The organism is Pseudomonas sp. 008 (genome assembly GCF_016861935.1).
In the GTDB taxonomy this organism is placed as follows: domain Bacteria; phylum Pseudomonadota; class Gammaproteobacteria; order Pseudomonadales; family Pseudomonadaceae; genus Aquipseudomonas.
The window spans coordinates 1-25,749 of sequence record NZ_BOMA01000010.1; the positions used below are offsets into that span (position 1 = coordinate 1).

Below are 25,749 nucleotides of genomic sequence, written 5' to 3' on the forward strand. Positions count from 1 at the left end.
TTATGGGCATTCCGGGTTGAACATGGGATGCGACCCGAAGGAGATCGTCCAGGATGGCGTGGACAAGGACAGCGCCAAAGATGGCGTGGACATCCTTATCCAGGCCAAACCCGGCAGCGGCACCGACCGCCCCTACGAAAACATCGCCGTGGGCGATGTGATCACGGTGAGCTGGGGCGGCCAGTTGGTGCTGTCCGATCCCGTCACCCAGGCGCAGATCGATGACCCGCTGAACAACCCGATCAAGGTCCACATCGACGAAGCCACCATCCTCAAAGCCGGCGACTCCGGCCTCGAAGGCCTGGCCGTCACCTTCATGGTCCGCGACCGGGTCTACAACCAGTCCGAAGACTGGTGCAAGGAAACGCGCATCGTCGTCGACACCGGTAACTCGCGGCTGGAGGCGCCCATCCTCAAGCAGGCCGACGGCGACATCCTCGACCTCAAGAAGCTGGGTAGAGATGAACCGCTGCTTCTGCAGGTCTGGGCAGCGTCGGTCGAGTTCAAAAAGGACGACGTCATCATCATGAACCTCACGGGCATCACCCTGGACGGTGACGCCATCGACCTCAAGGTGCGCCAGTCCATCGATAAAACCCCGCCCACGTTGGTCGAAGTGCTCCTGTCCAACCCCGCTGCCCGTGCCCTGGCAAAAACCCAGGCAAGGTTTTCCTACGAACTGGAACGCGACGGCAAGATCATCCAGAACTCCAAAGGCCGCTTCATCCACTTCATCGGCGAACTCCAACGCCTGGCGGCGCCCATTGCCGAGGATGCACAGGACGGCGCGCTCGCCCCTGACCTGCAGAGCGTGCGCATTCGCATTCTGTTTGATCCTCTTATCCTGGAAGGCATGGCGATCGAGCTCAAATGGTTCGGCAAACGACCGGATGGCGGCACCTATGAGCCGGAACTGAGGTGGTTCTTTCCGAGTCATGAGGAAGCCGAGGATCGCAACGGCTTCGTCATCACCGTCGAGGGTAAACACCTCAAGACCCTCGAAGGCGGCACGCTAAAGCTGTGGTACATCCTGCTCTCGGAAGACGGCGACGAGATCGTCAGCCGTGAATCCCTGCATGCCGCGCCATTGAACGTCGGCGAGCCGAAGTTCGAGCTGGTCGAACCCGGCGTCCTCGGCGAGAAGGACGGCACGCTGGAACCCAAGGATTTGCCTGGCGGCGTCAGCAAGGTCACCTGCCCCAACCCGGTCAACAATCCGACCAAAGCCAAGGACAAAGTCACCTGGCAACTGCGCGATGCCGAAGGCAACCTGCTCTTCGAGGATTTCAAGATCCTCAATTCACTGAGCGCCGGCAAGGCGGTGGACTTCTCCCTCAACGCCGCCTTTGTTCAGCAATACTTCGAAGCGCATCGCGGGGAAACCTTGAGGGCCAGCTACCAGATCTGGCGGGCCGAGACCGACGGGACCAGTTATTCAAATCCGTTGGAGTTTGTGATTGGGGAAGCGGTGTCAACCCTGCCAGCTCCCCACGTGCACAAAACCGTTAACGGCGTAATGGACGCGCTGGATCCCGAGAATCGGCTAGGGGCCTACTGCCGGGTCGAAGTGGCGGTGCCCAAACCGAATGACACCGTGCAACTGTTCATCAATGGGACGCCGACGTTTGATCCTTTGCCGTTAAACAACGGTCGCGTGGATTTCCGTCTGGGCATTGATTTTATCAACGCGAACATGGGCAAGGCAGTGGTGAAGTTCAGCTATGAGCTGATTCGCGCCAAGCGATACCCGTCCCTGGTGTTTGAGTTGACGGTGCAGAAGATTGCGGATGAGGACTCGCGGCTGTCGATGCCGGTCATTATCGGTCATACCGCGCGAGATCTGGACGTCGCAAAGTTGCTGGCGACCGACCGACTGAGCATGCCGCAGTGGCCGTTGCAAATGAAGGACATACCTGTCTGGTTGCGTTTTGACGGGATCCTGGCCAATGGTCAATCGGCCCCCAAGATCATCTGGAATGGCAATGTCCATCGATATGATCCATCGGATTTGGTGATACCGCTGACAGCCGCGGTAGTCACTTGGCTGCAAAGCCTCAAGGATGGCAGCGACGTCACGATTACCTTTGCGGTGAACTTCGACAAGGTGGTCAATGCAGCAACTAAAACAACTTTTCCGTTGCGCACGTACACCGTCAAGGTACTGGTGGATGAGCAGCCCGTCATCACCTCGGCGAAAGATTCCAAGGGTGTTGAGATTCTCGAAGGCGAGGACACCGCTGAAAAAAACGTGACACTGACAGGGAGTGCCAGCAAAGGCCTGAAAGTTCAGGTTCTAAACGGCGCCACCGATATGGGTGAGGCCACAGCCGACCTGCTAACCGGTATCTGGAAACGGGAGGTGTGGGGGTTGAACGTGGCGGCACACAGTTTTACCGCCAAGGCGTTGTACGGCAGTGGCCAGGAATCTGAGCCGCCACGCACGTTCCGCGTTGTTCAATTTATTTCGATTTACGAAAACTTTGAGAGCACGCAGCCTCAACAAATACTCGTAAATAAACCCATAACTTTTCCAAGTGGGCTCATGTTTACGCTGTCGAGCGAGGGGGGAGTCAACGGTTTCTATACTCGGATAGCACAAGACATCCATCCAGAATTTGGTCAACGAACTTTAACTTTCACTCAACGCTCTGTAGGAAAATTTAGCTGGTCAGGGGCGGCAACAACCATAAAGTTTGCCCATTACGGCGTCAACTCGACTGGAAACACAGTCACATTCCATGATCAATCAAATAACCCAATAATCGAGGAAAGGCTTCAAACCGGAGGCGGAATAAAATTCCACATCTACACCGCACCTCAGGGGCGGCCTGTTTCATCCTTTGTAATAAAAAGCACAGAAAGCGACGGAGGATTTTTTATTGATGACGTAACTCTGAGCAACTAACAGCGAAACGAATGAGAACGGCCAGTGAGACAGGGGACGTGTTTATTTGTAAAACCTTTCTTAAAATCTGGTTAAAAAATAAACAGCGATGTTTAAATGACATCTCCAGACACTCTCTCAGGCTACACATCCTTGCGCCGTTGCCTACGACTGCGCCAGAATCCGCCGGCTTGTGCGCCTAAGGGCCGGGCTCTATCGTTTACCGGTCGCTGACAATTCAGCGATCGGGTTTAGCGACCCGAACCTATGTAGGCGCAACAGCGCTCCTAATTCTCTTGCAGATTGTTCATGCCTGCGATTGATGTCATGGCGGCTGTGCGCGGGAGACCTTCGGGTCTGCCGGGCGCCTACACCCGGTTCGCTAACCTGCGTGCAGCCGCCACCCTTACTTGTTTAGCGACAGGTCTTGGTGGCTCCATTTCCTGTAGGAGTTTCACCATGTTCAAAATCACACCCAACCCACCCGAAACCGACGACGTTTCCCCCTACGAAACCCCGGACTCCAAAAAACTCAACGAAGCCGCCGAGCGCGCCCTCGATTACTACCTCAAACCGTCCGACCCCAAGCCCCCACGCAAACCGAGCACGATTTACACCGTCGCCCCGGACATCGACATCGAAGAGCTACTGGCCAATGCCTGCGAGTCCTTTGCCTCGGCCAAGGTGATCGCCAGTGACTGTGCCGGGTTTCTGGAGGGGCCGCAGCGCAATACGATACTGGGCGTCGCGCAGCTCATCATGTTCGGCGAGCTGGCGGTGAGTCGGGCGCTGGACAGTCTGGAGCTGAAGGCTGACCCGGCCCTATAACGAAACAAAACTTGTGGCGAGGGGGCTTGCCCCCGTTGGGCTGCGAAGCGGCCCCCAAAACCTGCAATCACTGTCTGTCTGGCAAACTGCATGTACAGGTTTTACGACTGCTGCGCAGTCGAACGGGGGCAAGCCCCCTCGCCACATGAGGTGTATCCGGGCACAGGGCCGGTAGATAAATCCTCAACCAACAAAAAACCCGCCATCCCCTTTCACCGGGAATGGCGGGTTTTGTCGTTTCAGATCACACGGTATCCACCTTCAACGAATGGTCGTTCAACATGCCGTTGATAATGGTCGCGGTATCGTGACCGCCGGCAATCACACCATTCGCTCCGGGGGTGACGCCGTAGTGGCTGGCCAGGTTCACACCGGCCAGGTCGATGGTCTGGCTCGGCGTGGCGCCGGCCATGGCGCTGATGTCGATGCTGGTGACCAGGGTCGAGCCGCTGCCGGTGACTTTGAAGTGCAGGTAGTCATCCAGCGATGCCGCGGTGCCGTTTTCCCCTTGCAACAGTTGCGACAGGTCGAGTTTGTCGGTTCCCGGCGTGAAGTCGGTGATGACATCGTGGCCGCTGTTGCCTTTAAGCCACTGGAAGGTGTCGGCGCCGCTGCCGCCGGTGAGGGTGTTGTCGCCCAGGCCGCCGATCAGGAAGTCGTCGCCGCCCCCGCCGTTGAGCACATCGTTACCCAGACCGCCGTTGATGATGTTGCCGTTGTTGTCGCCCGTGAGGCTGTCGTTGAAGTTCGAGCCTGTGAGGTTTTCGATGCCGGTCAGGGTGTCGGTGCCTGCGCCAACGGTGTTTTGCGCGGTGAGCAGGCTGAGGTCGACAGTGACGCCGGCGGTGGCATGGGCGTAGCTCGCGGTGTCGTTGCCGCTGCCGCCGTCGAGCAAATCGTTGCCCGGTCCGCTGAACAGCAGATCGTTACCGGCGCCGCCGTGCATCTCGTTATTGCCTGAGCCTGCGGTGAGCACGTCGTTGCCGTCACCCGCATTGATAATGTTGTTGCCGGTGCCTGCGATCAACAGGTCATCGCCCGAGGTGCCGGTCAGTGTATGGCCGGCCTGATAGGTGATGTCGACTGCCGCGCTGTCGTTGCCACCGTGGTTGTCGCTGGCGGTATAGGTGCCGTGGAAGTCTGGCGTGGAGTCCTGGGCTCCGGCGTAGTTGACCGTCATGGTCAGTTGATAGTTTTCCGCCCCCTTCCCGCTGTTGCCAGGTCCCCCGTCGTCGATGTTGGTGATGTGGATCTGGTACGTGCCATCCGCCGAGGCGGTGATGGTCTGGCCATCGGCGAGGGCCGTGTAAGCACCGCCGTTGACCGAGTATTCCATGGTGACGTGGCCGGCCGCCAGGTTGTGGTCCAGGTTGAGGGTTTCACCCTGTTTGAGGTTGACGGTGATGCGGTCCTCATCGTTGGTATTGTTGGCGCTGACCGCCCCCAATGCCCCGCTGACCACCAGCATGGCGGTCATGGCGGCAGCGTTGGCTACGAATGCGCTGCGGGCGATGGTCACGGCCTGGACGTTATTGCCGGTGAAACTGAAGCTCGAGTTGGTGCCGGTGAAGTCCGCCCCCTTGGCCGTCCAACCCGTGTTGAAGGTAGTCGGCGATGCCGTGAGCGCATCACCGTTGGGGTCGGTGTCGTTGGCCAATAGCAGCTCGGCCGGCACCCCGATACTGCCCGACAGCACGTTGGTGATGATGTGATCATCGACCGCCACCGGTGGCGAATTCGGAATCACGTTGACTGTCAGGGTCGAGCTGGTGAGGTCGCCGTCGTTGTCGCTGGCGGTGAAGCCGATGTTTTCGGTGATCTGCACGGCCGTGGTTTTCTGCGAGGTGTAGGTGTACTCGCCGGTGTCGAGGTTCACCAGCAGCGTGCCGCTGTTGTTGGTGGCGATGCTCAGGGTGTTGTCGACGGTGTTGAAGGTGCCGTGGTTGGCGCCGCCGCTGAAGTTCAGCGAACCCTGATTGCTGTTGGCTTTCGGGTCGTAGGTATAGGTGGTGCCGTCGACCGTGAGGGTTTTGATGAAACCGCCATCGGCGCCGAATGTACCGCCCTCGCCCAGCAACGAACCGGTGACCGGCGCACCTTGCACGGTGCCTGAAAGTACCGAGTTGAGTTGGTTGAGGTCAGTCACCACCACAGCGTTGGTGTCGTTGTGCGTGCTGCCGTCATAGGCCACCGGATCGAGGCTGGCGTTATTGACGCCGCTGCCCAGGCCGATGGCGTAGTTCTTGATGCCATTGGCGTCGAGGAAGGCTTTGAGCGCAGTCTCGTCCGCAGTGCCGATGTCGCCTTCGTTGGGTTTGCCATCGGAGAAGAAGTAGCCGACGTTCTGCGCCCCGGTGAGTTTGCCCGCAGTGTCGAACGCGCTCTCCATGGTTGCCACGGCCGCGTCGTAGTTGGTGCCGCCACCTGCCGTCAGCGTAGCGATGATCGACTTGGCCGTCGCCACATCGACCCAGATCGACGTCTGGTCGGTGGCGCTGCTGCTGAAGGTAACGATCTGCACCTTCACGTCGCCCAGGTTGTCGTACTTGTCGAGCAGCTCGCTGATCGCCTGCTTGGCCAGGTCGAGCCGCGACAGGCCCGATACGCCGGAGGGGTCGTCCATGCTGCCGGATACATCGATCACCAGCATCAGGTTGGAGTCGATCTGCACCGCTGGCACAGAACGGTCCGAGGCGACGGCGTGAGGCACGTCATCGACGATGTTGACCACAAGGGTGCCGGTGGTGCTATTGCCGATGGCATCGGTGGCTTGGTAGGTGAAGCTTTCGTTCAAGGTGTTCGCGCCATCGTTGGCGTTCGGCAACGTTTTCGGCGCCGAAGTCAGCGTATAGGTGTAGGAACCGTCGGGATTGAGCAGGATCTGCCCGTAGGTGCCGGTGGCGCTGCCGACCAGGGTGTAAGTGATCGCGCCAGTGCCGCCAGTGACCGAGCCTGCCAGCGTACCGGAGCCGGTTTCACCGGTGTTGCCGGGCTCGCTGCCGGTGACGCTGCCCGCCGCCAGGTCCTGGCCGTCCTTGGTCAGATCCAACGCTTTTTCGTAGACGGTCACATCGGTATCGGTGGCGGCTACGAGGCAGTTGTTGGAGACGTCAACAGTGATCGTGGCGGTGCTTTCATCGCCGTCGGCATCGCGCACGGTGTAGGTGAAGGTGTCCGTGGCGCCCGCTTCGCCGACCGAATTCGGGTTGCTGTGGTACACCGCATTGCCGCTGGCATCCAGGGTCAGGTAGCCGTAAGCGCCGTTGATTTGCGTGTTCAAGCCGCCGATGGCCGAAGTCGAGGTGTCGCTGCCGGCACGCACGCCGACCACTGCCCCACCCAAGGCCGGGCCATCAGCGCCGAGCACATCGTTGTCCAGCACATTGCCGCTGACCGTGCCGCCCTCCACCACCGAAACCGAATCGCAATGGGCCGTCGGCACGTCATCGACAATGTTGATCACGATGGTGCTGGTGACGCTGTTGCCCACAGAGTCGGTGGCCTGGTAGGTGAAGCTCTCGCTCAGGGTGTTCGGTCCGTCGTTGGCGTGCGGCGTGGTCGTGGGTGCCGAGGTCAGGGTGTAGGTGTAGGAACCGTCCGGGTTGAGCAGGATTTGCCCATAGGTGCCGGTGGCGCTGCCGACCAGGGCGTAAGTGATTGCACCCGTGGCGCCAGTGATTGAACCGACTAATGTGCCGGAGGCGGTTTCACCGGTGTTGTCAGGCTCGCTGCCGATGACAGTGCCCGCCGCCAGGTCCTGGCCGTCCTTGGTCAGATCCAACGCCTTTTCGTAAACGGTCACGTCGTTATCGGGGGCCACCACGAGGGAACAGTTGGAGATGTCGATGGTGATGGTCGTGGTGCTTTCATCGCCGTCGCCATCGCGCACGGTGTAGGTGAACACGTCCGTGGCGCCCGGTTCACCGACCGAGTTCGGATTGCTGTGGTACACGGCGTTGCCGTTGGCATCCAGGGTCAGGTAGCCGTAGGTGCCGTTGATGTGCGTGTTCAAGCCACCGATAGCCGAAGTCGAGGTATCGCCGCCGGCGCGCACGCCGACCACCGCGCCACCCAAGGCCGGGCCGTCAGCACCGAGCACATCATTGCCCAACACATTGCCGCTGACCGTGCCGCCTTCCGCCACTGAGACGACATCGGCATGAGCGGTTGGCACGTCATCGACGATGTTGATCACGATGGTGCCGGTGACGCTGTTGCCCAGAGAATCGGTGGCCTGATAGGTGAAGCTTTCGCTCAGGGTGTTCGGCCCGTCGTTGGCGTGAGGTGTAGTCGCGGGAGGCGAGGTCAGGGTGTAGGTGTAGCTGCCGTCCGGATTGAGCAGGATTTGCCCGTAGGTTCCGTTGGCGCTGCCGACCAGGCTGTACGTGATGGTGTCGCTGGTGCCGGTGACTGAACCCACCAGCGTGCCGGAAGCGGTTTCGCCGGTGTTGCCAGGTTCGCTGCCGATGACCGTGCCCGCCGCCAGGTCCTGCCCGTCCTTGGTCAGGTCCAGCGCTTTTTCATTAACCGTCACGTCGGTGTCAGTGGCAGCTACGAGGGTGCAGTTGGCCACGTCGATGGTAATGGTGGTGGTGCTTTCATCGCCGTCGGCATCGCGCACGGTGTAAGTGAACACGTCGGTAGCACCAGGGCCGTTCACGGCATTTGGATTGCTGTGATAGACCGCATCGCCGTTGGCATCCAGGGTCAGGTAGCCATAGGTGCCGTTGATTTGACTGTTCAAGCCACCGATGGCTGAAGTCGAGGTGTCGCTGCCGGCGCGCACGCCAACCACCGCGCCACCGAGTGCCGGCCCGTCGGCGCCGCCGATATCGTTGCCCAGCACGTTCCCCGAGACCGTCGCGCCTTCGGCCACTGAGGCGTGATCAGGATTGGCGGTGGGCAAGTCATCGACGATGTTGACGTTGATCTGGCCCAACGCCGTGCTGCCGTCGACGTCAATGGCGACAACGTTGAGGTTCTCGGTGATGCTGTTGGTGCCGTTGGCGTTCGGGTGGGTTTCGTTATCCACCAGGGTGTAGCTGTAGCTGACCACGCCAGTCGCACTGTCGTAACCGGTGACGGTCAGCGTGCTGCCAAGCGGAGTGACGATCGACTGCGGGAAGCCTGCGGCCACGCCACCGGTGACCACCGCGATGCCGCCCACCGTCAGGGTTTGCAAACCGTCGAGCGCGGTGACGGTGAAGGTGCCGCTCTGGGTCAGCGCCGGTGTGTTGGGGCTGCTGCCGTCGCTGAGGTTTTTTTCGTAGACGGTCAGTTCGCCGCCGTTGACGTTCAGGCCATCGAGTGTCACCAGGTCGTCGTTGTTATGGATGTTCAACACCAGCGTCGCGGTGCTGGTATCGCCATCGGAATCGGTAAGGGTGTAGACGAAATTTTCGGTGCCGTTGCCACCACCGTGCAGGGCTTTGAAATCGGCGTCGCTGGTGTTAAGGGTGTAGGTGTACGTGCCGTTGGCGTTCAACACCAAGGTGCCGAACGTCCCGGTGAGAGTACCGCCGATGATCGGCCCGCTGTCGGGGCCGGTGGCAATGCGGTCGGCGCCCTGGACGTCGTTGGGCAGCACGCTGCCGGTCAGGGTCAGCAGGGTTTCCGATGCCGTATTGGCGTTGCTGTCGTCCACGGCCTGAGGCAGGTCATCGATGATGTTCACATCGAGGCTGCCATTGGCGGTGGTGCCGTTGTCGTCCACCACGGTGACCGCAAACTGTTCGGAGAGACTGTTGGCGCCGTTGGCATTCGGATGGGTTTCGTTATCCACCAGGGTGTAGCTGTAGCTGACCACGCCGGTCGCGCTGTCGTAGCCAGTAATGGTTAGCGTACTGCCCAGCGGCGTGACGATTGATTGCGGGAAACCCGCCGATACACCGCCAACCACCACATTGATTCCGCCGACGCTGAGGGTTTGCACGCCATCCAGCGCAGTAATGGTGAAGGTGCCGCTCTGGGTCAGCGCCGATGCATCAGGGTTGCTGCCGTCGCTGAGGTTTTTCTCATTGACGGTCAGCTCGCCGCCTTCGGCATTCAGGCCATTGAGCGTCACCAGGTCGTCGTTGTTATGGATGTTCAGCACCAGCGTCGCGGTGCTGGTATCGCCATCGGCATCGGTAAGGGTGTAGACGAAATTTTCGGTGCCGTTGCCACCGCCGTGCAAGGCTTTGAAATCGGTATCGTTGGTGTTCAGGGTGTAGGTGTAGGTGCCGTTGGCATTGAGTACCAAGGTGCCGAACGTCCCGGTGAAAGTACCGCCGATGATCGGCCCGCTGTCGGGGCCGGTGGCAATGCGGTCGGCGCCCTGGACGTCATTGGGCAGCACGCTGTCGGTCAGGGTCAGCAGGGTTTCCGACGCGGTATGGGCATTGCTGTCGTCGATGGCCTTGGGCACATCGTCGGTGATATTGACGTCCAGCGAACCAGTCGCGGTATCGCCGTTGCTGTCGTTCGCAACCACAGTGAATTGTTCACTGAGATTGTTGGTGCCGTCACCGGCGGAATGGGTTTCGTTGCCGACCAGGGTGTAGCTGTAACTGACCACGCCGGTGGCCGGGTTGTAGCCGGTGATCGTCAGGGTGTTGCCCAGTTGAGTGGTGATCGACTGAGGAAAACCGATGGGCACCCCGCCACTGATCACGCTGATCCCGCCGATGCTCAGGCTGCTCAGCCCGTCGGGCGCAGACACCGTGAACGTGCTGTGCTGAGTCAGTGCCCCCGGGTTGCTGGCCGACCCGTCCGCCAGGTTGGCTTCATTGAGGGTCAGTTCACCGCCCGCCACCGACAGGCCGGTGAGGATGACCGGGTGATTCGGCACGTTCGCGGCAAACGGCGTAACGATGCCTTTATCGCCGTTGTCCGGTGCAGCGTCCCGGCGTTCCAGGGGAAATTCGGGAATACCGTTGAAGCCCGCGGTGGGGAAACCAATCGTGGGATCGACCCGCCCGCCCACTTCCTCCAACAACACAAAACTGTGACCGCCGCCCAGTGCACCGGGCGCACCGGTGGCGCCCGGTCCGGCGGCGGTGGCCTCAGCGGTCTGGGTCGGGTCGGCACCGGCGGCAATGGCTTTTTGCAGTTGCTCGACATCGGTCAGTTGCGCCTGGCTCGGCGTCACCGCATCAGTGGTCTCCACATGCGGCACCTGGTGCGCCAGTAACTGGGCGGTCATTTGCAGGCTGCTGTCACGCCCCAGCGTCAGCTCCTGGCCGTTATGCAAATGCACCGCCACCGCGCCTTCGGCCCCGGTGACCAGTTGCTCGCCGGCAAACAGCCGATCGCCCTCGATCAGTGCCCGTCGAGTGCCATCACCCGCCACTGCATATACCTGACCGATGACCTTACTGACGATACCGATGAGCGTTGCCATGTGCATTCCTCCGCTGCCAACTGCTGTCGGCATCCTGTTTTCGCGAAGAAACGTGCTCATGGTTCAAGCAGGTTGCCCGAGACCCGTGTGCCGGAAAGCGTTTACCTGAAGTAAACCGCTGCCTCCCGACACTCTCGCCAGGCGTGTCGCTTGCGAGGGGGGTGTCTTGGGATCCGGATAAAACCCTCTGCAATCAATGGCATCGGGACCCATTTCCAAAACGACCGGCCTGCAAACGCATGCGTAACGGTTTTGAATCACTCGAGCGACAAAAAAATGTCGCCTCTAAACCGTCTCGCTCTCCTCCCCTCCAGCACTTCTTCGCCCTGTGTCGAAAAGTGAATGGAACTTTCCAAAACCCTGTTGATGCTCCAGAAAACCAATAAAACAAAGGCTTTCGCATTGAACAATGTGCTGGATTTTTCAGGCCGCATAAGTTTTTTTTGGCATAGCCCTTATGAAAAATTTTTCTTAGCTACGCTTCAGGATGTTCTTAGCTCTGTTGTTACAGGCATGAAACGGTTTCATCTAAAAATATCGTCAAAAAAATGGCGACCGCTAAGCACCATCAGGAATCAGGGAGATGCACCCATGCGCGTTTTAACCCCCCTTTGCAGTGCGATTCTGCTGGCCATGGCCTGCGCTTCTCAGGCTCAGGCGATGTCATTGACCGAGGCGATCCAGAGCACCATTGCGACCCACCCGGAACTGGCGTCTCGGGTCGATGCCCGGCTCTCGGCCGACGAGCAGATTAAAGTCGCTAAAGGGGGCTTTTATCCATCGGTGGATTTGAACGCCGCCTACGGGCGCGGCTACAGCGATAACACCACCACCCGGTCGCGGGGCAATCACAACACCGAAATCCTCACCTACACCCAGTCGGAACTGCGCCTGCGGCAAATGCTGTTTGATGGTTTCAACACCGCCAACGAGGTCGCGCGCACCAAAGGCGTGTCCAACTCGCGGGCCTATTACGCTCAAGGCACCGCCCAGGACCTGGCCCTGCGTACCATCGAGGTGTACCTCGAAGTGCTCAAGCGCCGCGAACTGGTGACCCTGGCCAAGAACAATCTGCAAGCGCACATGCGGGTCAACGATCAGATCGGCCTGCGTACCCAGCGTGGGATCGGCAGCAACGCCGACGCCGACCAGTCCACCGCTCGCCGGGCACTGGCGCAAAACAATCTCGACACCGCCGAAGTCGATCTGGCCGATGCCGAAGCGAATTTCTACAGCGTCGTGGGGCGCATGCCCGATGAACTCGAAGCGCCGCCGTCGACCCGCGGCGAACTGCCCGCCACCCTGCCCGAAGCCCAGCAGAGCATGGTGGAAAACAACCCGTACCTGAAATCCGCCCAGGCTGACGTGCAATCGGCCGAGAGCCAGTACGAAGTCGCCAAGTCGCCGTTCTACCCACGCTTCGACGCCGAAGCAGCGGTGGGCGCCAATAACAATGTGCAGGGCGATCAAGGCCACGACAACGAATGGCGAGTGGGCGTGGTGATGAACTACAACCTGTTCCGTGGCGGCAGCGACAAGGCCCGGCTGGCCTCCGATGCGCATCAGATCAACCAGGCGATGGACATCCGCAACAACGCATTGCGCCAGCTCAACGAGAACATCCACCTGGCCTGGAACGCCATGCAAAACGCCAAGAAACAAACCCCGACCGCCCGTGAATACGCCGAAACCACCACCCGTGTACGGGCGGCGTATCAGGATCAGTTCGGTCTCGGCCAACGGACTCTGCTCGACTTGCTCGACAGTGAAAACGAGCTCTACAACGCCAACCGCCGCTACACCGAAGTGCGCTACACCGAGGAGTTCTCGATGTACCGCGTGCTGGCGAACATGGGCCAGTTGTTGAGCAAGCAACGGGTGGTGCTGCCCGCCGATGCGATCGCCGCCACCGAAGTGAAAAACGAAGCGCGCTTGCCTGAACTCAAATGAAGTAACGCCGTGTAGGAGCGATCAATGTGACCAGCATGGAAACCGGCAACACGGGTGTCGATCCGCGTCTGAGCTTCGATGATCCGCTTCTGGACGGCCTGTTGATTCTCTGCAAACTCCACGGCGCGACGGTCAGTCGCGCCAGCCTGAGTGCCGGGCTGCCAATGGCACACCAACGCTTGAGCCTGGACCTGCTGCCCCGCGCAGCGGCCCGGGCCAGTTTGCAGGCGCGGGTGCTGCGCCGTGAACTGAAGGATATTTCCGCGCTCAACCTGCCGGTGATGCTGATCCTCAACCATGGCCGCTGCGCGGTCTTGCGCCGTTGGGGCGACGATGGTCAGGCGCTGATTCTGCCCAGCGAAGCCGACGGCGGAGAACAATGGGTCAGCACGGACGAGCTGGCCACCAACTACAGCGGCCAGGCCTTGTTCGCGCGGCCACGGCATGAACTCGAAGACTTGCGCGCGCCGCTGGTGCCGCGGGTCGAGGCGTGGTTTCGCGACACGCTGAAGCTGTCGAAATGGCTGTACAGCGATGCGATTCTGGCGAGTTTCCTGATCAACCTGCTGGGCCTGATGGTGCCGCTGTTCGTGATGCAGACCTACGACCGAGTGGTGCCGAACCAGGCCACTTCAACCTTGTGGGTGCTGTCGATCGGCTTGCTGATCGGCACCGGTTTTGAACTGGTGCTGCGGGTGGTTCGTGCACACTTGCTGGACACTGCCGGGAAGAAAACCGACGTGATTCTTTCGGCGACCCTGTTCGAACGCATCACCGGCATGGCGATGAAAGCGCGCCCCGCAACCATCGGTGGTTTCGCCCAGAGCATTCATGACTTTCAGGGCCTGCGGGAGTTTCTCACCGCCGTCACGCTGACCAGCCTGATCGACATGCCCTTCGCCGTGCTGATGCTGGTGGTGATCGGCCTGCTCGGCGGCTGGCTGGTGGTGATTCCACTGCTGGCCTTCCCCATCACGATCCTCTTCGCCATGGTGATTCAGGCGCGCCTGCGCGACACCGTGCAGAAGAGTCTGAGCCTCGGTGCCGAACGCCAGGCCCTGCTGATCGAAACCCTCGGCGGCCTGGAAACCCTCAAGGCCTGCAGCGCTGAAAGCGAGCGCCAGCACAAATGGGAAAGCACCCACGGCGCCCTCACCCGCCTCGACAGCCATGCGCGCAACCTCTCCGCGCTGGCCACCAACGGCACGCTGTTCATTCAGCAGTTCTCTGGCATGGCGACCATCGTCGCCGGGGTCTACAGCATCATCGCCGGCAACCTCAGCGTCGGTGCGCTGGTGGCAAGCTACATGCTCGGCAGCCGCGTGCTCGCGCCGCTGGGGCAGATCGCCGGGTTGATCACCCGTTACCAGCAAGCGCAACTGACCATGAAAAGCACCGATTCGCTGATGTCGTTGCCGCAAGAGCGCGACGCCAGGCAGCGGCCGCTGGAGCGCACGCAACTGCAAGGCGCCCTGGACGTCAGCGGCGTAACGTTCCACTACAACGGCCAGAGCGCGCCGGCCCTGGCCAACGTCAGCTTCAGCATGAAGCCGGGCGAACGGATCGGCATCATCGGTCGCAGCGGTTCGGGCAAAAGCACGCTGGCGCGGTTGGTGATGGGTTTCTACGCACCGGAAGAAGGCCAGTTGCTGCTCGATGGCCTGGACCTGCGGCAACTGGACGTCGCCGACCTGCGTCAACAGATCGGCTACGTCGCTCACGACCTGCCCCTGCTGGCCGGCAGCCTGCGCGACAACCTGACCCTCGGTGCACGCTACATCAGCGATGCCCGGATGCTTGAAGTCGCTGAGTTGACCGGCGTGACTGAACTGGCGCGTCAGCATCCGCAAGGGTTTGATCGGCCAGTGGGCGAGCGCGGTCAATTGCTGTCGGGTGGGCAACGGCAAGCGGTGTTGCTGGCGCGGGCCTTGTTGCTCGATCCGCCAATCATGCTGCTCGACGAACCCACCAGCGCCATGGACAACAGCAGCGAAGACCTTCTACGGCAGAAACTCCACGGCTGGGTCCAGGGCAAAACCGTGCTGCTGGTCACCCACCGTACCTCGATGCTCAGCCTGGTGGATCGGTTGGTGGTACTGGACAACGGGCGGATCGTCGCCGACGGCCCGAAAGAAGCGGTGATCGATGCATTGCGCAAGGGCCGTGTCGGCTCTGCGACGGTTTAGGAGTTGCCCATGTCCGTGGATCAAGGTTCCCGTGGCTACTTCAACAGTTTCGGCAAAAGCGCCGAAGTCGAGTTCATGCCGGAAACCGCCGGCGCCTCGTTGCAGGATTCACCGCGCTGGTCGCGGATCACCGTGTGGCTGGCGGCGGCGCTGCTGATCAGCGCGCTGGTCTGGGCCAAATTCGCCGTGTTGCAGGAAGTCACCATGGGCGAAGGCAAGGCGATTCCGTCGAGCAAGATTCAGGTGATCCAGAACCTGGAAGGCGGCATCGTCACCGAGATTTTCGTGCGCGAAGGGCAAATGGTGAACAAGGGCGACACCTTGCTGCGCCTGGATGACACGCGATTCCTGTCGAATAAGGGCGAAAGCGAAGCGGACCGCTATGCCTTGATCGCGCAGGTCGAACGATTGTCTGCCGAAGCGGAAGGCCGGCCGTTCAAGCTGTCCCCGGAAGTCATCGCCAAGGCGCCGCAAGTGGCCGAGGACGAACGCTCGCTGTACGAACAACGCCAGCGCCGACTGGCCAGCGAACAGCGCACCTTGACCGAACAACTTCGGCAAAAAACCCAGGAGCTGGCGGAGTTCCGTTCCAAACAGGGGCAGTTCAGTTCCAGCCTGGCGCTGCTGCAACAAGAGATGAACATGTCGGCGCCGCTGGTGGGCACCGGGGCGGTGTCGCCGGTGGAAATCCTGCGGCTCAAACGCAGCGCGGTGGAAATCCGCGGCTCGTTGAACGCCACGACCCTGGCAATTCCCCGGGCGGAATCGGCGATCAACGAGATCAAAAGCAAGATCGACGAGTCCGAACAATCCTTCCGCTCGGACGCGGCGAAGGAGCTGAATGAAAAACGCACCGACCTGTCGAAAATCACCGCCACGAGCATTGCCATCGACGACCGTGTAACGCGCACCACCGTGGTGTCACCGGTTCACGGCATCATCAAAGTGCTGAAGGTTAATACCATCGGCGGCGTGGTCCAGCCGGGCAGCGACATGGTGGAAATCGTGCCCGTGGAGGACAACCTGCTGATCGAAGCCAAGGTCCGCCCTCAAGACGTGGCGTTCCTGCACCCGGGCCAAAAAGCCATGGTCAAGTTCAGCGCTTATGACTACACGATTTATGGTGGGTTGAGTGCCAGGCTTGAGTTGATCGGGGCGGACACCATCACCGATGACAAGGGCAACAGTTTCTATCTGATTCAGGTCAGGACCGACAAAAATCACTTGGGCGGGGATGTGAAACCGCTGCTGATCATTCCGGGGATGGTGGCGACGGTGGACATTATTACCGGTGAGAAAAGCGTGCTGGATTACCTGCTTAAACCGGTGTTGAAGGCACGGACCGAGGCGATGCGCGAAAGGTAGGTCTGACTCAATCCTGTGGCGAGGGGGCTTGTCGGAACGCCGCATCGCCCCGTTGGGTCGCGAAGCGGCCCCAAAAACCATTCAACCCGGTTGTAACAGGTAAACCACGTTAGTCGGTTTTACGACTGCTTCGCAGCCGAACGGGGCGATGCGGCGTTCCGACAAGCCCCCTCGCCACAGGGAATCATTGCCCGTGATTCTTCTGATAGGTCTCCTCCCCCATCGCCGCAATCTGCCCCTCGATCAACGCCTCGAACGGCTTTAACAACGGTTCGAAACTGCTCGGTGCTTCGAGGGTCTGCAACGCCTGCACAATCGCCTCTACCGTCGACAACGCCCCAGGCCCAGGTGCCTTGCGCAAGCGATAACGCGACACCCCGCCCTCGGCCAAGGTCACTCTGGGCAACGCCGCCAGCAATGGATTGAGGTGCAGCATCTTGCGCGCCTTGCGCCACGTGCCGTCCGGAACCACCAGCAGCAGCGGCTTATCACTCGCGGTGTACGCCTGCATCGGCTGAGCATCTTCACCGGGAAACAACAGCCGCGCCTGATAACCCGGCTGATTCAACAACGCCGGCAAATCCTCGAACACCTCGCCCACGATCAACTCGGCATTCTTGAGTCCCAACGCTGCCAATCGTGCGGTGTTCAATGCATGGTTCACTTCACTCGGATGCTGCAACAGCAACACCCGCGTGCGGCTATCCAGGCTTGGGATCAGCGGGCACAGGCAGTGAGTTTGCGGACGCAGGCAGCGCGGGCACTGGATTCTGGACATTTTCTTAAGCCTGATTGAGCTGTGCTTTGAGCAAATCACGGAAGGTCTGGATCAGCGGCTCGCGGCTACGGCCACGGCGCACGATCATCGAGAATGGCGCCTGATAACCGAACGTCGCCGGCAACAGCACACGCAAATCCCCCTTGTCGGCCCAGGCCTGGGCGTAGTGCTCCGGCAGGTAACCGATGTAGGCGCCGGACAGCACCAGAATCAATTGGGCCTCCATACTTTCCACGGTCGCCGCGCTGTGCTTGAAACCATGACGCGCCAGTTCGGCCTGGCTCCAATAGCCGCGACCGACCATACGCTGCTGGGTGATGACCTGCTCGGGGATGCGCCGCTCGTTGAACAGCGGATGACGGCTGCTGCAATACAGCCAGTGCTGTTCGCGGTAGAGCGGCATGTAGACCAGACCGCTCATACGCGTGGAAAAGGCACCGATGGCCAGGTCGAGGCGGTTGTCCTGCACGCCGAGTTGCAGTTCGTAGGGGCTCATGACCGAGAGATGCAAATGCACCGCCGGGTGTTCCTGGCTGTAGGCGCCGATAGCTTCGGCGAATGGCAAGGCCTTGTCGCTGACGGTGGAGTCGATCACCCCCAGGTTCAACGTGCCGCGCAATTCGCCTTTGAGGGCGGCGGCGTATTGTTCGAAACCTTCGAGTTCGGCCAACAGACGCAGGGTTTCCTGATGGAACAGCTCGCCCTTGCTGGTCAGGCTGAAACCGCCGCGACCACGATGGCACAGCACCAGGCCGAGGGCCGCTTCGAGCTGGCTCATATAGGTGCTGATGGCCGACGTCGAGAGATTGAGCTCGTGCTGGGCGTTGGCGAACCCCTGATGGCGGACCACGCTGACGAAGATGCGCAATAGTTTCAGGTCGGGTAAAGCGTTGGCCATGGGGGGCTCCATTGCAAGGTAGTGCATGTTGCTTTTGTGGCGAGGGGGCTTTTGTGGCGAGGGGGCTTGCCCCCGTTGGGTTGCGCAGCAGCCCCAAAACCATTCACCCCGGTGCAATCAGACAGACCGAGTTGGCAGGTTTACGACTGCTGCGCAGCCGAACGGGGGCAAGCCCCCTCGCCACAGTGATCTCCCTCGTCACAAGGGTTCGGTGCATGGTGGGGAGTCTATCTTCCCGCCCGCCATTAGTTTAGAAAAATCTGAACTAAGTATTTGCCCGTAGCGATTCTTCCCGGCCACTGCATTTCGCAGAATCGGCCCACAGCGGTGCCCGTCTCTCCCCGAGCGGCTTACCTGCATAAATAAAACAACGACGATGAGGCCTTACCCGTGGACAAGATTCTTCACCAACCACTGGGCGGCAATGAAATGCCGCGCTTCGGCGGCATCGCCACCATGCTGCGACTCCCCCATTTGCCATCCGCTGCCGGCCTGGACGCTGCCTTTATCGGCATCCCGCTGGACATCGGCACGTCCCTGCGCCCCGGCACCCGCTTCGGGCCGCGTGAAATCCGCGCTGAATCGGTGATGATCCGTCCGTACAACATGGCTACCGGCGCTGCGCCGTTCGACTCGCTGTCGGTTGCCGACATCGGTGACGTGGCGATCAACACCTTCAACCTGCTGGACGCCGTGCGGATCATCGAAGAGGCCTACGACAATATCCTCGAACACGATGTGATCCCCCTGACGCTAGGCGGCGACCACACCATCACCTTGCCGATCCTGCGTGCCATCCATAAAAAGCACGGCAAGGTCGGCCTGGTGCACATCGACGCTCACGCCGATGTGAACGATCACATGTTCGGCGAGAAAATCGCCCACGGCACCACCTTCCGTCGCGCGGTAGAAGAAGGTCTTCTGGATTGCGACCGCGTAGTGCAAATTGGCCTGCGGGCTCAGGGCTACACCGCTGATGACTTCAACTGGAGCCGCAATCAGGGCTTCCGCGTGGTTCAGGCCGAAGAATGCTGGCACAAATCCCTGGCGCCGCTGATGGCTGAAGTTCGCGAGAAAGTCGGCGACGGTCCGGTGTACCTGAGTTTCGATATCGACGGCATCGATCCGGCCTGGGCACCTGGCACCGGCACCCCGGAAATCGGCGGTCTGACGACCATTCAGGCGATTGAAATCGTGCGCGGTTGCCAAGGCCTCGACCTGGTTGGCTGCGATTTGGTAGAAGTCTCGCCAGCGTACGACACCACCGGCAACACCTCGCTGCTGGGCGCCAACCTTTTGTACGAAATGCTCTGCGTACTGCCAGGCGTGGTCCATCGCTGAGGATCGGTCATGAACGAACGTGATCAGGTACTCAATGCCGCCGCCGAACTGGTGTCGGCCTTTGCCCGAAACGATCGCGAAGCCTACTTCGGCGCATTCAGCATCGACGCCAGCTTCGTGTTCTACACCCTCGAGCAGCCCCTGCTGTCGCGCGATGCCTACCAGGCGTTGTGGGACAGCTGGCGTGCCGAGGACGGCTTCGAGGTGCTGTCGTGCACCTCGAGCAACGCCTTCGTCAGCCTGCAGGGTGACGTGGCGATTTTCATCCATGACGTGGCCACCGAGCTGCGCATGCAAGGGGAGCAACACTTCAGCCAGGAACGCGAGACGATTGTTTTCAAGAAACAGGCGTCTGGCCAAGAACAACAAGGCCTTTGGCTGGCCTGCCATGAACATTTGTCCGCAATGCCGGAAGGGCTGCCAACCCCTTAGCCAAACAGGTGACGCTCACGCACGATGAGCGCGCCTTTATGATCGGAGCAGATCATGAATAACAACAACAAAGACCAAAGCCTTACGCACATTGAAACCTACGGGGTCGAGCAGATCCCGGACAACGAACGCACCGCAGGCCCGACGGACTTGTTCCGGATGATCTTCGGCGGTTCCAACACCTTCGCCACCGCCGTGCTCGGCAGTTTCCCGGTACTGTTCGGCCTGTCTTTTCAGGCGGGCGTCTGGGCGATTGTGCTGGGCGTGTTGCTGGGCTCGCTGATCCTCGCGCCGATGGGCCTGTTCGGTCCACTCAATGGCACCAACAACGCCGTGTCGTCCGGTGCGCACTTCGGCGTGCACGGGCGGATCGTCGGTTCGTTCCTGTCACTTCTGACTGCTATCGCCTTCTTCTCGCTCTCGGTATGGAGTTCGGGTGATGCGTTGATCGGTGGTGCGAAACGCCTGATCGGCCTGCCGGAAACCGACCTGACCCTGGGCCTGGCCTACGGTCTGTTCGCGATCCTGGTGCTGACAGTGTGCATCTACGGCTTCCGCTTCCTGCTGTGGGTCAACAAGATCGCCGTGTGGAGCGCCAGCCTGTTGTTCCTGCTGGGCGTCTTCGCCTTCGCCGGTCCTTTTGATGTGAACTACGCCGGCAGCGTCAGCATGGGGCAACCGAGTTTCTGGGCGGCTTTCATCGGTGCTGCGCTGGTGGCAATGAGTAACCCGATTTCCTTTGGGGCGTTCCTCGGTGACTGGTCGCGCTACATCCCGCGTGACACCTCCAAGCGCCGGATCATGGCTGCCGTGGTGATCTCGCAGATCGCGACCTTCATCCCGTTCCTGTTCGGCCTGGCCACCGCCACCATCGTAGCGATCAAGGCACCGGACTACATCGCGGCCAACAACTACGTCGGCGGCCTGCTGGCGGTATCGCCGAGCTGGTTCTTCCTGCCGGTGTGCCTGATTGCGGTGATTGGCGGCATGTCCACCGGCACCACGTCGCTGTATGGCACCGGGCTGGACATGTCCAGTGTGTTTCCACGGGTCCTGTCGCGGGTTAAAGCGACGCTGCTGATCGGCGTGATGTCGATTGCCTTCATCTTCATCGGGCGCTTTGCAGCGAACCTGGTGCAGAGCGTGTCGACCTTCGCCGTGCTGATCATCACCTGCACCACCCCATGGATGGTGATCATGATCATCGGCCTGCTGGTGCGTCGCGGCTTTTACTGCCCGGATGACCTGCAAGTGTTCACCCGTGGCGAAAAAGGTGGCCGCTACTGGTTCACCCACGGCTGGAACTGGCGTGGTCTGGGCGCCTGGATCCCGAGTGCCGCGGTCGGTTTGTGCTTCGTGAACCTGCCGGGGCAGTTTGTCGGGCCGCTCGGAGATCTGGCCGGCGGGATCGACATCAGCCTGCCGGTAACCCTCGGCCTGGCTTCGCTGGTGTACCTGACGCTGCTGAGCCTGTTCCCGGAATCGGCTGCGGTGTTCGGCCCCAACGATGCACGCAGCAAGGGCACGGATTCGCTCGGTAAACCGGCGATGCGACAAGCCGCCTGATTCAACTCGCAGAAATTGTGTCGAGGAGCTTTTGTGGCGAGGGGGCTTGTCGGAACGCCGCATCGCCCCGTTCGACTGCGCAGCAGTCGCAATACAAACAACCGGTTCTGACTGAAGAACCGCGCTATCAGGTTTTGGGGCCGCTTCGCGACCCAACGGGGGCAAGCCCCCTCGCCACAATTAAGTGTTCCATCGCATCACTGCTATTCAGCCTCACCATAAAAAAGACAATCGGAGACACGCCATCATGGCTTTGGATTTATTCGTCGTACTCATCTACGCCGCCGCGATGCTGATGCTCGGCTATTACGGCATGCGCAAGGCCAAGACCAACGAAGACTTTTTGGTCGCCGGTCGCAACCTCGGCCCGAGCATGTACATGGGCACCATGGCCGCCACCGTTCTGGGCGGCGCGTCCACCGTCGGCACCGTGCGCCTGGGCTACGTCCATGGCATCTCCGGTTTCTGGCTGTGCGCGGCACTCGGCTGCGGGATCGTGGCGCTGAACCTGTTCCTCGCCAAACCGCTGCTGAAACTGAAAATCTACACCGTTACCCAAGTGCTGGAAAAACGCTACAACCCGATGGCCCGCTCCGCGAGCGCGGTGATCATGCTGGCGTATGCGCTGATGATCGGCGTAGTTTCGATCCTGGCAATCGGCACCGTGCTGCAAGTGCTGTTCGGCCTGCCGTTCTGGGTCTCGGTATTGCTCGGCGGTGGCGTGGTTGTGATCTACTCTGCGATCGGCGGCATGTGGTCCCTGACCTTGACCGACATCGTCCAGTTCGTGATCAAGACCGTGGGCCTGATGTTCATCCTGCTGCCGATCTGCCTGTACCGCGTCGGCGGCTGGGATGAATTGGTGTTGAAACTGCCGGCCACTGCCTTCAGCTTCACCACGATTGGCTGGGACACCATCATCACCTACTTCATGATCTACTTCTTCGGGATCCTGATCGGCCAAGACATCTGGCAGCGTGTGTTCACCGTCAAGAGCGCCAAAGTGGCTCAGGTCGCCGGTACCTTCGCAGGCTTCTACTGCATCCTTTACGGCCTGGCCTGCGCCCTGATCGGCATGGCCGCTCACGTGCTGATCCCGGACCTGGACAACGTCAACAACGCTTTCGCCGCCATCGTCAAACTGTCCCTGCCGGACGGTATCCGTGGTCTGGTGATCGCCGCGGCTCTGGCGGCCATGATGTCCACCGCCAGCGCCGGCCTGCTCGCCGCTGCCACCACACTGACCGAAGACCTGCTGCCGAAACTGCGTGGAGGCAAACAGTCGAGCCTGGGCATGAACCGCCTGTTCACCCTGTTGACCGGCATCGTCGTACTCGGCATCGCTCTGGTCGTACATGACGTGATCAGCGCGCTGACCCTGGCTTACAACCTGTTGGTGGGCGGCATGCTGATCCCGCTGATCGGCGCGATCTTCTGGAAACGTGCAACCACCGCCGGCGCTATCGCCAGCATGGGCCTGGGCTTTGCCACTGCGCTGTTGTTCATGATCAAGGACGGTATGGACGCCAACACTCCGATCTACTACAGCCTCGGCGTGGGCCTGGTGAGTTTCGTGGTGGTCAGCCTTCTGTCCCGTCGCCCGGCCGTAGTGGCGAGCGCTGCCTAAGATTTCTATAACGACCTGATGCTTTCTTCGGCGGGTGTGGCGTCGGTTGCCACACCCGTTTTTTTTCGCCTGAAGGAATTTGCCCATGAAGATCGTCAGCCGCGATCAGTGGTTCGAGGTCAAACAACTCAGCGACGGTATCCGCCTGATTCACGAGCCGTACATTCGGCCTTTTTACCGCTGCAACCTCTGGCACATTCAGGGCCGCGACAAGGACTTGCTGCTGGACAGCGGTTCCGGGCTGGTCAGCCTGCGCGAGCAATTGCCGTGGCTCACCGAACGACCGCTGGTAGCGGTGGCCAGCCATTGCCATTTCGACCACATCGCCGGCCATCACGAGTTCCCCGAACGGCTGGTGCATCCGGCCGAAGCGCAGATCCTCGCCGAGCCCGATGGCGACAACACCCTGAGCAAGGCTTTCGTCGGTGACGACATGTTCGAGGCTCACCCCGACGGCCCATTGTGCTACGCCGAATACCGGGTCAAAGCTGCGCCGGCCACCGGTTTTATCGAAGACGGCGACGTGCTCGATCTCGGTAATCGGGTCCTGCAAGTGCTGCACACGCCGGGTCACTCACCGGGTGGCATCAGCCTGTATGAAGCGGCGACTGAAACCCTGTTCAGTGGCGACATCATCTACGACGGGCCGCTGATCGAAAACGCCTACCACTCCAACCTCGACGACTACGCCCGCAGCCTGCAACGCTTGCGCGCGATTCCGATCCGCACGGTGCACGGCGGGCATTTCGGGAGTTTTTCCGGGGGGTATCTGCGCTCGATGATTGACGAGTGGCAGCGCCGACACGCCTGAAGCCTGCTGTACTCAGCGTCAGGGACCTCATAACGTTCTCGAAGAAGGACCTCATGACAAGAGCCGCCGTTCGTGCCGCCGTGCATCGTCGCATCCGCCGCCTGCTGGAAAACCAGGATGACTTCGACGACAACACCAACCTGATGCAGTTGGGATTGGACAAAGAGGATATTGAAGAGCTGATCTTCCGTCTGGAGGATCAGTTGGGGTTGACGGCGTTTACCGCCGAAGAAGACCGGATACTCAAGACGGTCAGGACGGCGAATGACTTGACCCGGTTTTTGATTGAGATTGGGCGGTATTGAAACGGATTGCTAAATACATCCGATGGGCCGAACGAACCTCTGTGGCGAGGGAGCTTGCTCCCGCTCGATTGCGCAGCAATCGCAAGCTGCACTCGCGCTCAACCTGACCCACCTGAGTGGCGATGAATGGGGCCGCTGCGCACCCCAGCGGGAGCAAGCTCCCTCGCCACAGGTGAATTGCCAGACTTACCGACGGCGCTGCTGGCGGCGACGCTGTTCATCGTCAGTGCGAATTGGCACCGGTTGCAGAGGCGGTTCAATCAAACCGAGTGCGACACCCAGGTCATGCAGCCAGTTTTGGATTTTCTCTTTCATGATGCCCCCCTTCAGGGTCGTGCCGAGCGGCCGAAGTTCTGTAGCCCCTTCGCACTGATAATAGTCCGAAGTCCTACGCAATGCTCGCTCAAGATCGCAATGATCTGTTACTGAATTGATCCAAATCCTTGGACATTCGTTCAAACATTTGCCTGGGCCTGGACCGTTGCCGACGGATACACCGCCTGTTGCTGCTCGATCCATGCATTCAGGTTGGCCCCGACCATGCCTTTGCGCCACATCAACCAAGTGGTCGCGCTGGCGAACGGCTCGGCCAACGGGTGCACCGCCACGCTTTCACGCCCCGGCAGACTGGCAAGCATCGACTCCGACATCAGCGCCACGCCGGAGCCGGCAATCACGCAGGCCAGCATTCCCGGATAAGACTCGATCTCCATGGCCCGGCCCATCGCCGCATGGTCATGGGCGAACCAAGCCTCCAGACGCATCCGGTAGGAGCAACCCTGGCGAAACGTGAACACCGAACGCCCTTCGACATCCAGCGCACTGCGCACCGGCGGATGATCGGCCTCGCTGATCAACACCAACCGTTCGTCGCACAACGGCACGCCGTCGAGCCCGGCCAGTTCGAGCGGGCCGTCCACCAGCGCCGCATCGAGGCGCCCGGTGAGCAGCCCTTCGAGCAGTTCACCGCTGGGGCCCGACTGCACTTGCAGGTTCACCGCCGGGTAGCGGCGGTGATAACGCGCCAACAGCTCTGGCAAGTGAATTGCGGCGGTGCTGTACATGGTGCCCAGTACGAAATCCCCGGCCGGTTGCCCGCCCTGCACCGCCGCGTGAGCTTCGTCATGCAAGGCGAACAGCTTGGTGGTGTAGTCCAGCAGGACTTTTCCCGCAGGTGATAACTGCAAACGCTGACGCTCGCGTACGAACAATTCAACACCCAGTTGCTCTTCGAGCTGTTTAAGCCGGGTCGACAGGTTGGAGGGCACGCGATGCAGGCGTTCGGCGGCTCGGGTAATGGAACCCTCCTCCGCCACTGCCTGGAAGATCCGCAATTGGCTGAATTCCACGCCATTCTCCAAATCAGAACAAGTTTCTCACTATTATTCATTTTTAAA

Annotated in this window: 15 protein-coding genes and 1 pseudogene; 11 read left to right on the forward strand and 5 right to left on the reverse strand. The window is 60.5% G+C overall.

Translation table 11 applies throughout. The features are described 5' to 3' along the window. Positions 1–2,905: pseudogene (locus JUI81_RS20020) on the forward strand (hypothetical protein); the annotation flags it as partial. 438 nt (positions 2,906–3,343) lie between these two features. Beyond that, a complete protein-coding gene (locus JUI81_RS20025) occupies positions 3,344–3,712 on the forward strand; it encodes a DUF6124 family protein (RefSeq protein ID WP_204124874.1) in 369 nt (122 codons plus the stop codon). A 244-nt stretch (positions 3,713–3,956) separates the two neighbouring features. Here JUI81_RS20025 and JUI81_RS20030 read toward each other — a convergent pair whose 3' ends face one another. Further along, the gene (locus JUI81_RS20030) at positions 3,957–11,093 is read right to left on the reverse strand and encodes a retention module-containing protein (protein WP_204124875.1); all 7,137 of its coding nucleotides are present in this window, start codon (positions 11,091–11,093) and stop codon (positions 3,957–3,959) included. 591 nt (positions 11,094–11,684) lie between these two features. Between JUI81_RS20030 and JUI81_RS20035 the strand changes: the two genes are divergently transcribed. From JUI81_RS20035 to JUI81_RS20045, 3 genes are read left to right on the forward strand one after another with little or no spacing between them, the layout of a single operon-like run. Next, the gene (locus JUI81_RS20035) at positions 11,685–13,043 is read left to right on the forward strand and encodes a TolC family outer membrane protein (protein ID WP_019648053.1); all 1,359 of its coding nucleotides are present in this window, start codon (positions 11,685–11,687) and stop codon (positions 13,041–13,043) included. Between the two features lie 26 nt (positions 13,044–13,069). Beyond that, positions 13,070–15,229, forward strand: a complete 2,160-nt coding sequence (locus JUI81_RS20040; protein ID WP_204124876.1) for a type I secretion system permease/ATPase — start codon at positions 13,070–13,072, stop codon at positions 15,227–15,229. A gap of 9 nt (positions 15,230–15,238) precedes the next feature. Beyond that, a complete protein-coding gene (locus JUI81_RS20045) occupies positions 15,239–16,594 on the forward strand; it encodes an HlyD family type I secretion periplasmic adaptor subunit (RefSeq protein WP_019580763.1) in 1,356 nt (451 codons plus the stop codon). A 184-nt stretch (positions 16,595–16,778) separates the two neighbouring features. Here the strand turns inward: JUI81_RS20045 and JUI81_RS20050 are convergent, their stop codons facing one another. Both JUI81_RS20050 and JUI81_RS20055 read right to left on the reverse strand, forming a co-directional pair. After that, positions 16,779–17,372, reverse strand: coding sequence for a tRNA-uridine aminocarboxypropyltransferase (locus JUI81_RS20050; protein WP_096479692.1), 594 nt, complete (start codon positions 17,370–17,372; stop codon positions 16,779–16,781). A 4-nt stretch (positions 17,373–17,376) separates the two neighbouring features. Then, entirely contained in the window at positions 17,377–18,270 is an 894-nt protein-coding gene (locus tag JUI81_RS20055; RefSeq protein WP_007938472.1) for a LysR family transcriptional regulator, read from the reverse strand. Positions 18,271–18,660: 390 nt separating this feature from the next. On the opposite strand from JUI81_RS20055, the gene speB reads away from it, so the two are divergent. The 6 genes from speB (at position 18,661) to JUI81_RS20085 (ending at position 24,352) form a co-directional block, all read left to right on the forward strand. After that, on the forward strand, positions 18,661–19,611 hold the full coding sequence (speB, locus tag JUI81_RS20060; protein WP_007942156.1) for an agmatinase: 951 nt from the start codon (positions 18,661–18,663) through the stop codon (positions 19,609–19,611). Between the two features lie 9 nt (positions 19,612–19,620). After that, the gene (locus JUI81_RS20065) at positions 19,621–20,043 is read left to right on the forward strand and encodes a nuclear transport factor 2 family protein (RefSeq protein ID WP_019580765.1); all 423 of its coding nucleotides are present in this window, start codon (positions 19,621–19,623) and stop codon (positions 20,041–20,043) included. Between the two features lie 54 nt (positions 20,044–20,097). Beyond that, positions 20,098–21,609 (forward strand): cytosine permease, encoded by a 1,512-nt coding sequence (locus JUI81_RS20070; protein ID WP_019580766.1) that lies wholly within the window; start codon positions 20,098–20,100, stop codon positions 21,607–21,609. 247 nt (positions 21,610–21,856) lie between these two features. Then, positions 21,857–23,236 (forward strand): sodium:solute symporter, encoded by a 1,380-nt coding sequence (locus tag JUI81_RS20075; RefSeq protein ID WP_007942152.1) that lies wholly within the window; start codon positions 21,857–21,859, stop codon positions 23,234–23,236. A gap of 85 nt (positions 23,237–23,321) precedes the next feature. Next, positions 23,322–24,047, forward strand: a complete 726-nt coding sequence (locus JUI81_RS20080) for an MBL fold metallo-hydrolase (RefSeq protein ID WP_028939952.1) — start codon at positions 23,322–23,324, stop codon at positions 24,045–24,047. Between the two features lie 53 nt (positions 24,048–24,100). Next, positions 24,101–24,352, forward strand: coding sequence for a phosphopantetheine-containing protein (locus JUI81_RS20085; protein ID WP_026331829.1), 252 nt, complete (start codon positions 24,101–24,103; stop codon positions 24,350–24,352). Between the two features lie 186 nt (positions 24,353–24,538). On the opposite strand, the gene JUI81_RS32005 is transcribed toward JUI81_RS20085, so the two are convergent. Then, on the reverse strand, positions 24,539–24,667 hold the full coding sequence (locus tag JUI81_RS32005) for a PA1414 family protein (RefSeq protein WP_007914492.1): 129 nt from the start codon (positions 24,665–24,667) through the stop codon (positions 24,539–24,541). Positions 24,668–24,807: 140 nt separating this feature from the next. Continuing rightward, a complete protein-coding gene (locus JUI81_RS20090) occupies positions 24,808–25,701 on the reverse strand; it encodes a LysR family transcriptional regulator (protein ID WP_204124877.1) in 894 nt (297 codons plus the stop codon). Positions 25,702–25,749: the final 48 nt, after the last annotated feature.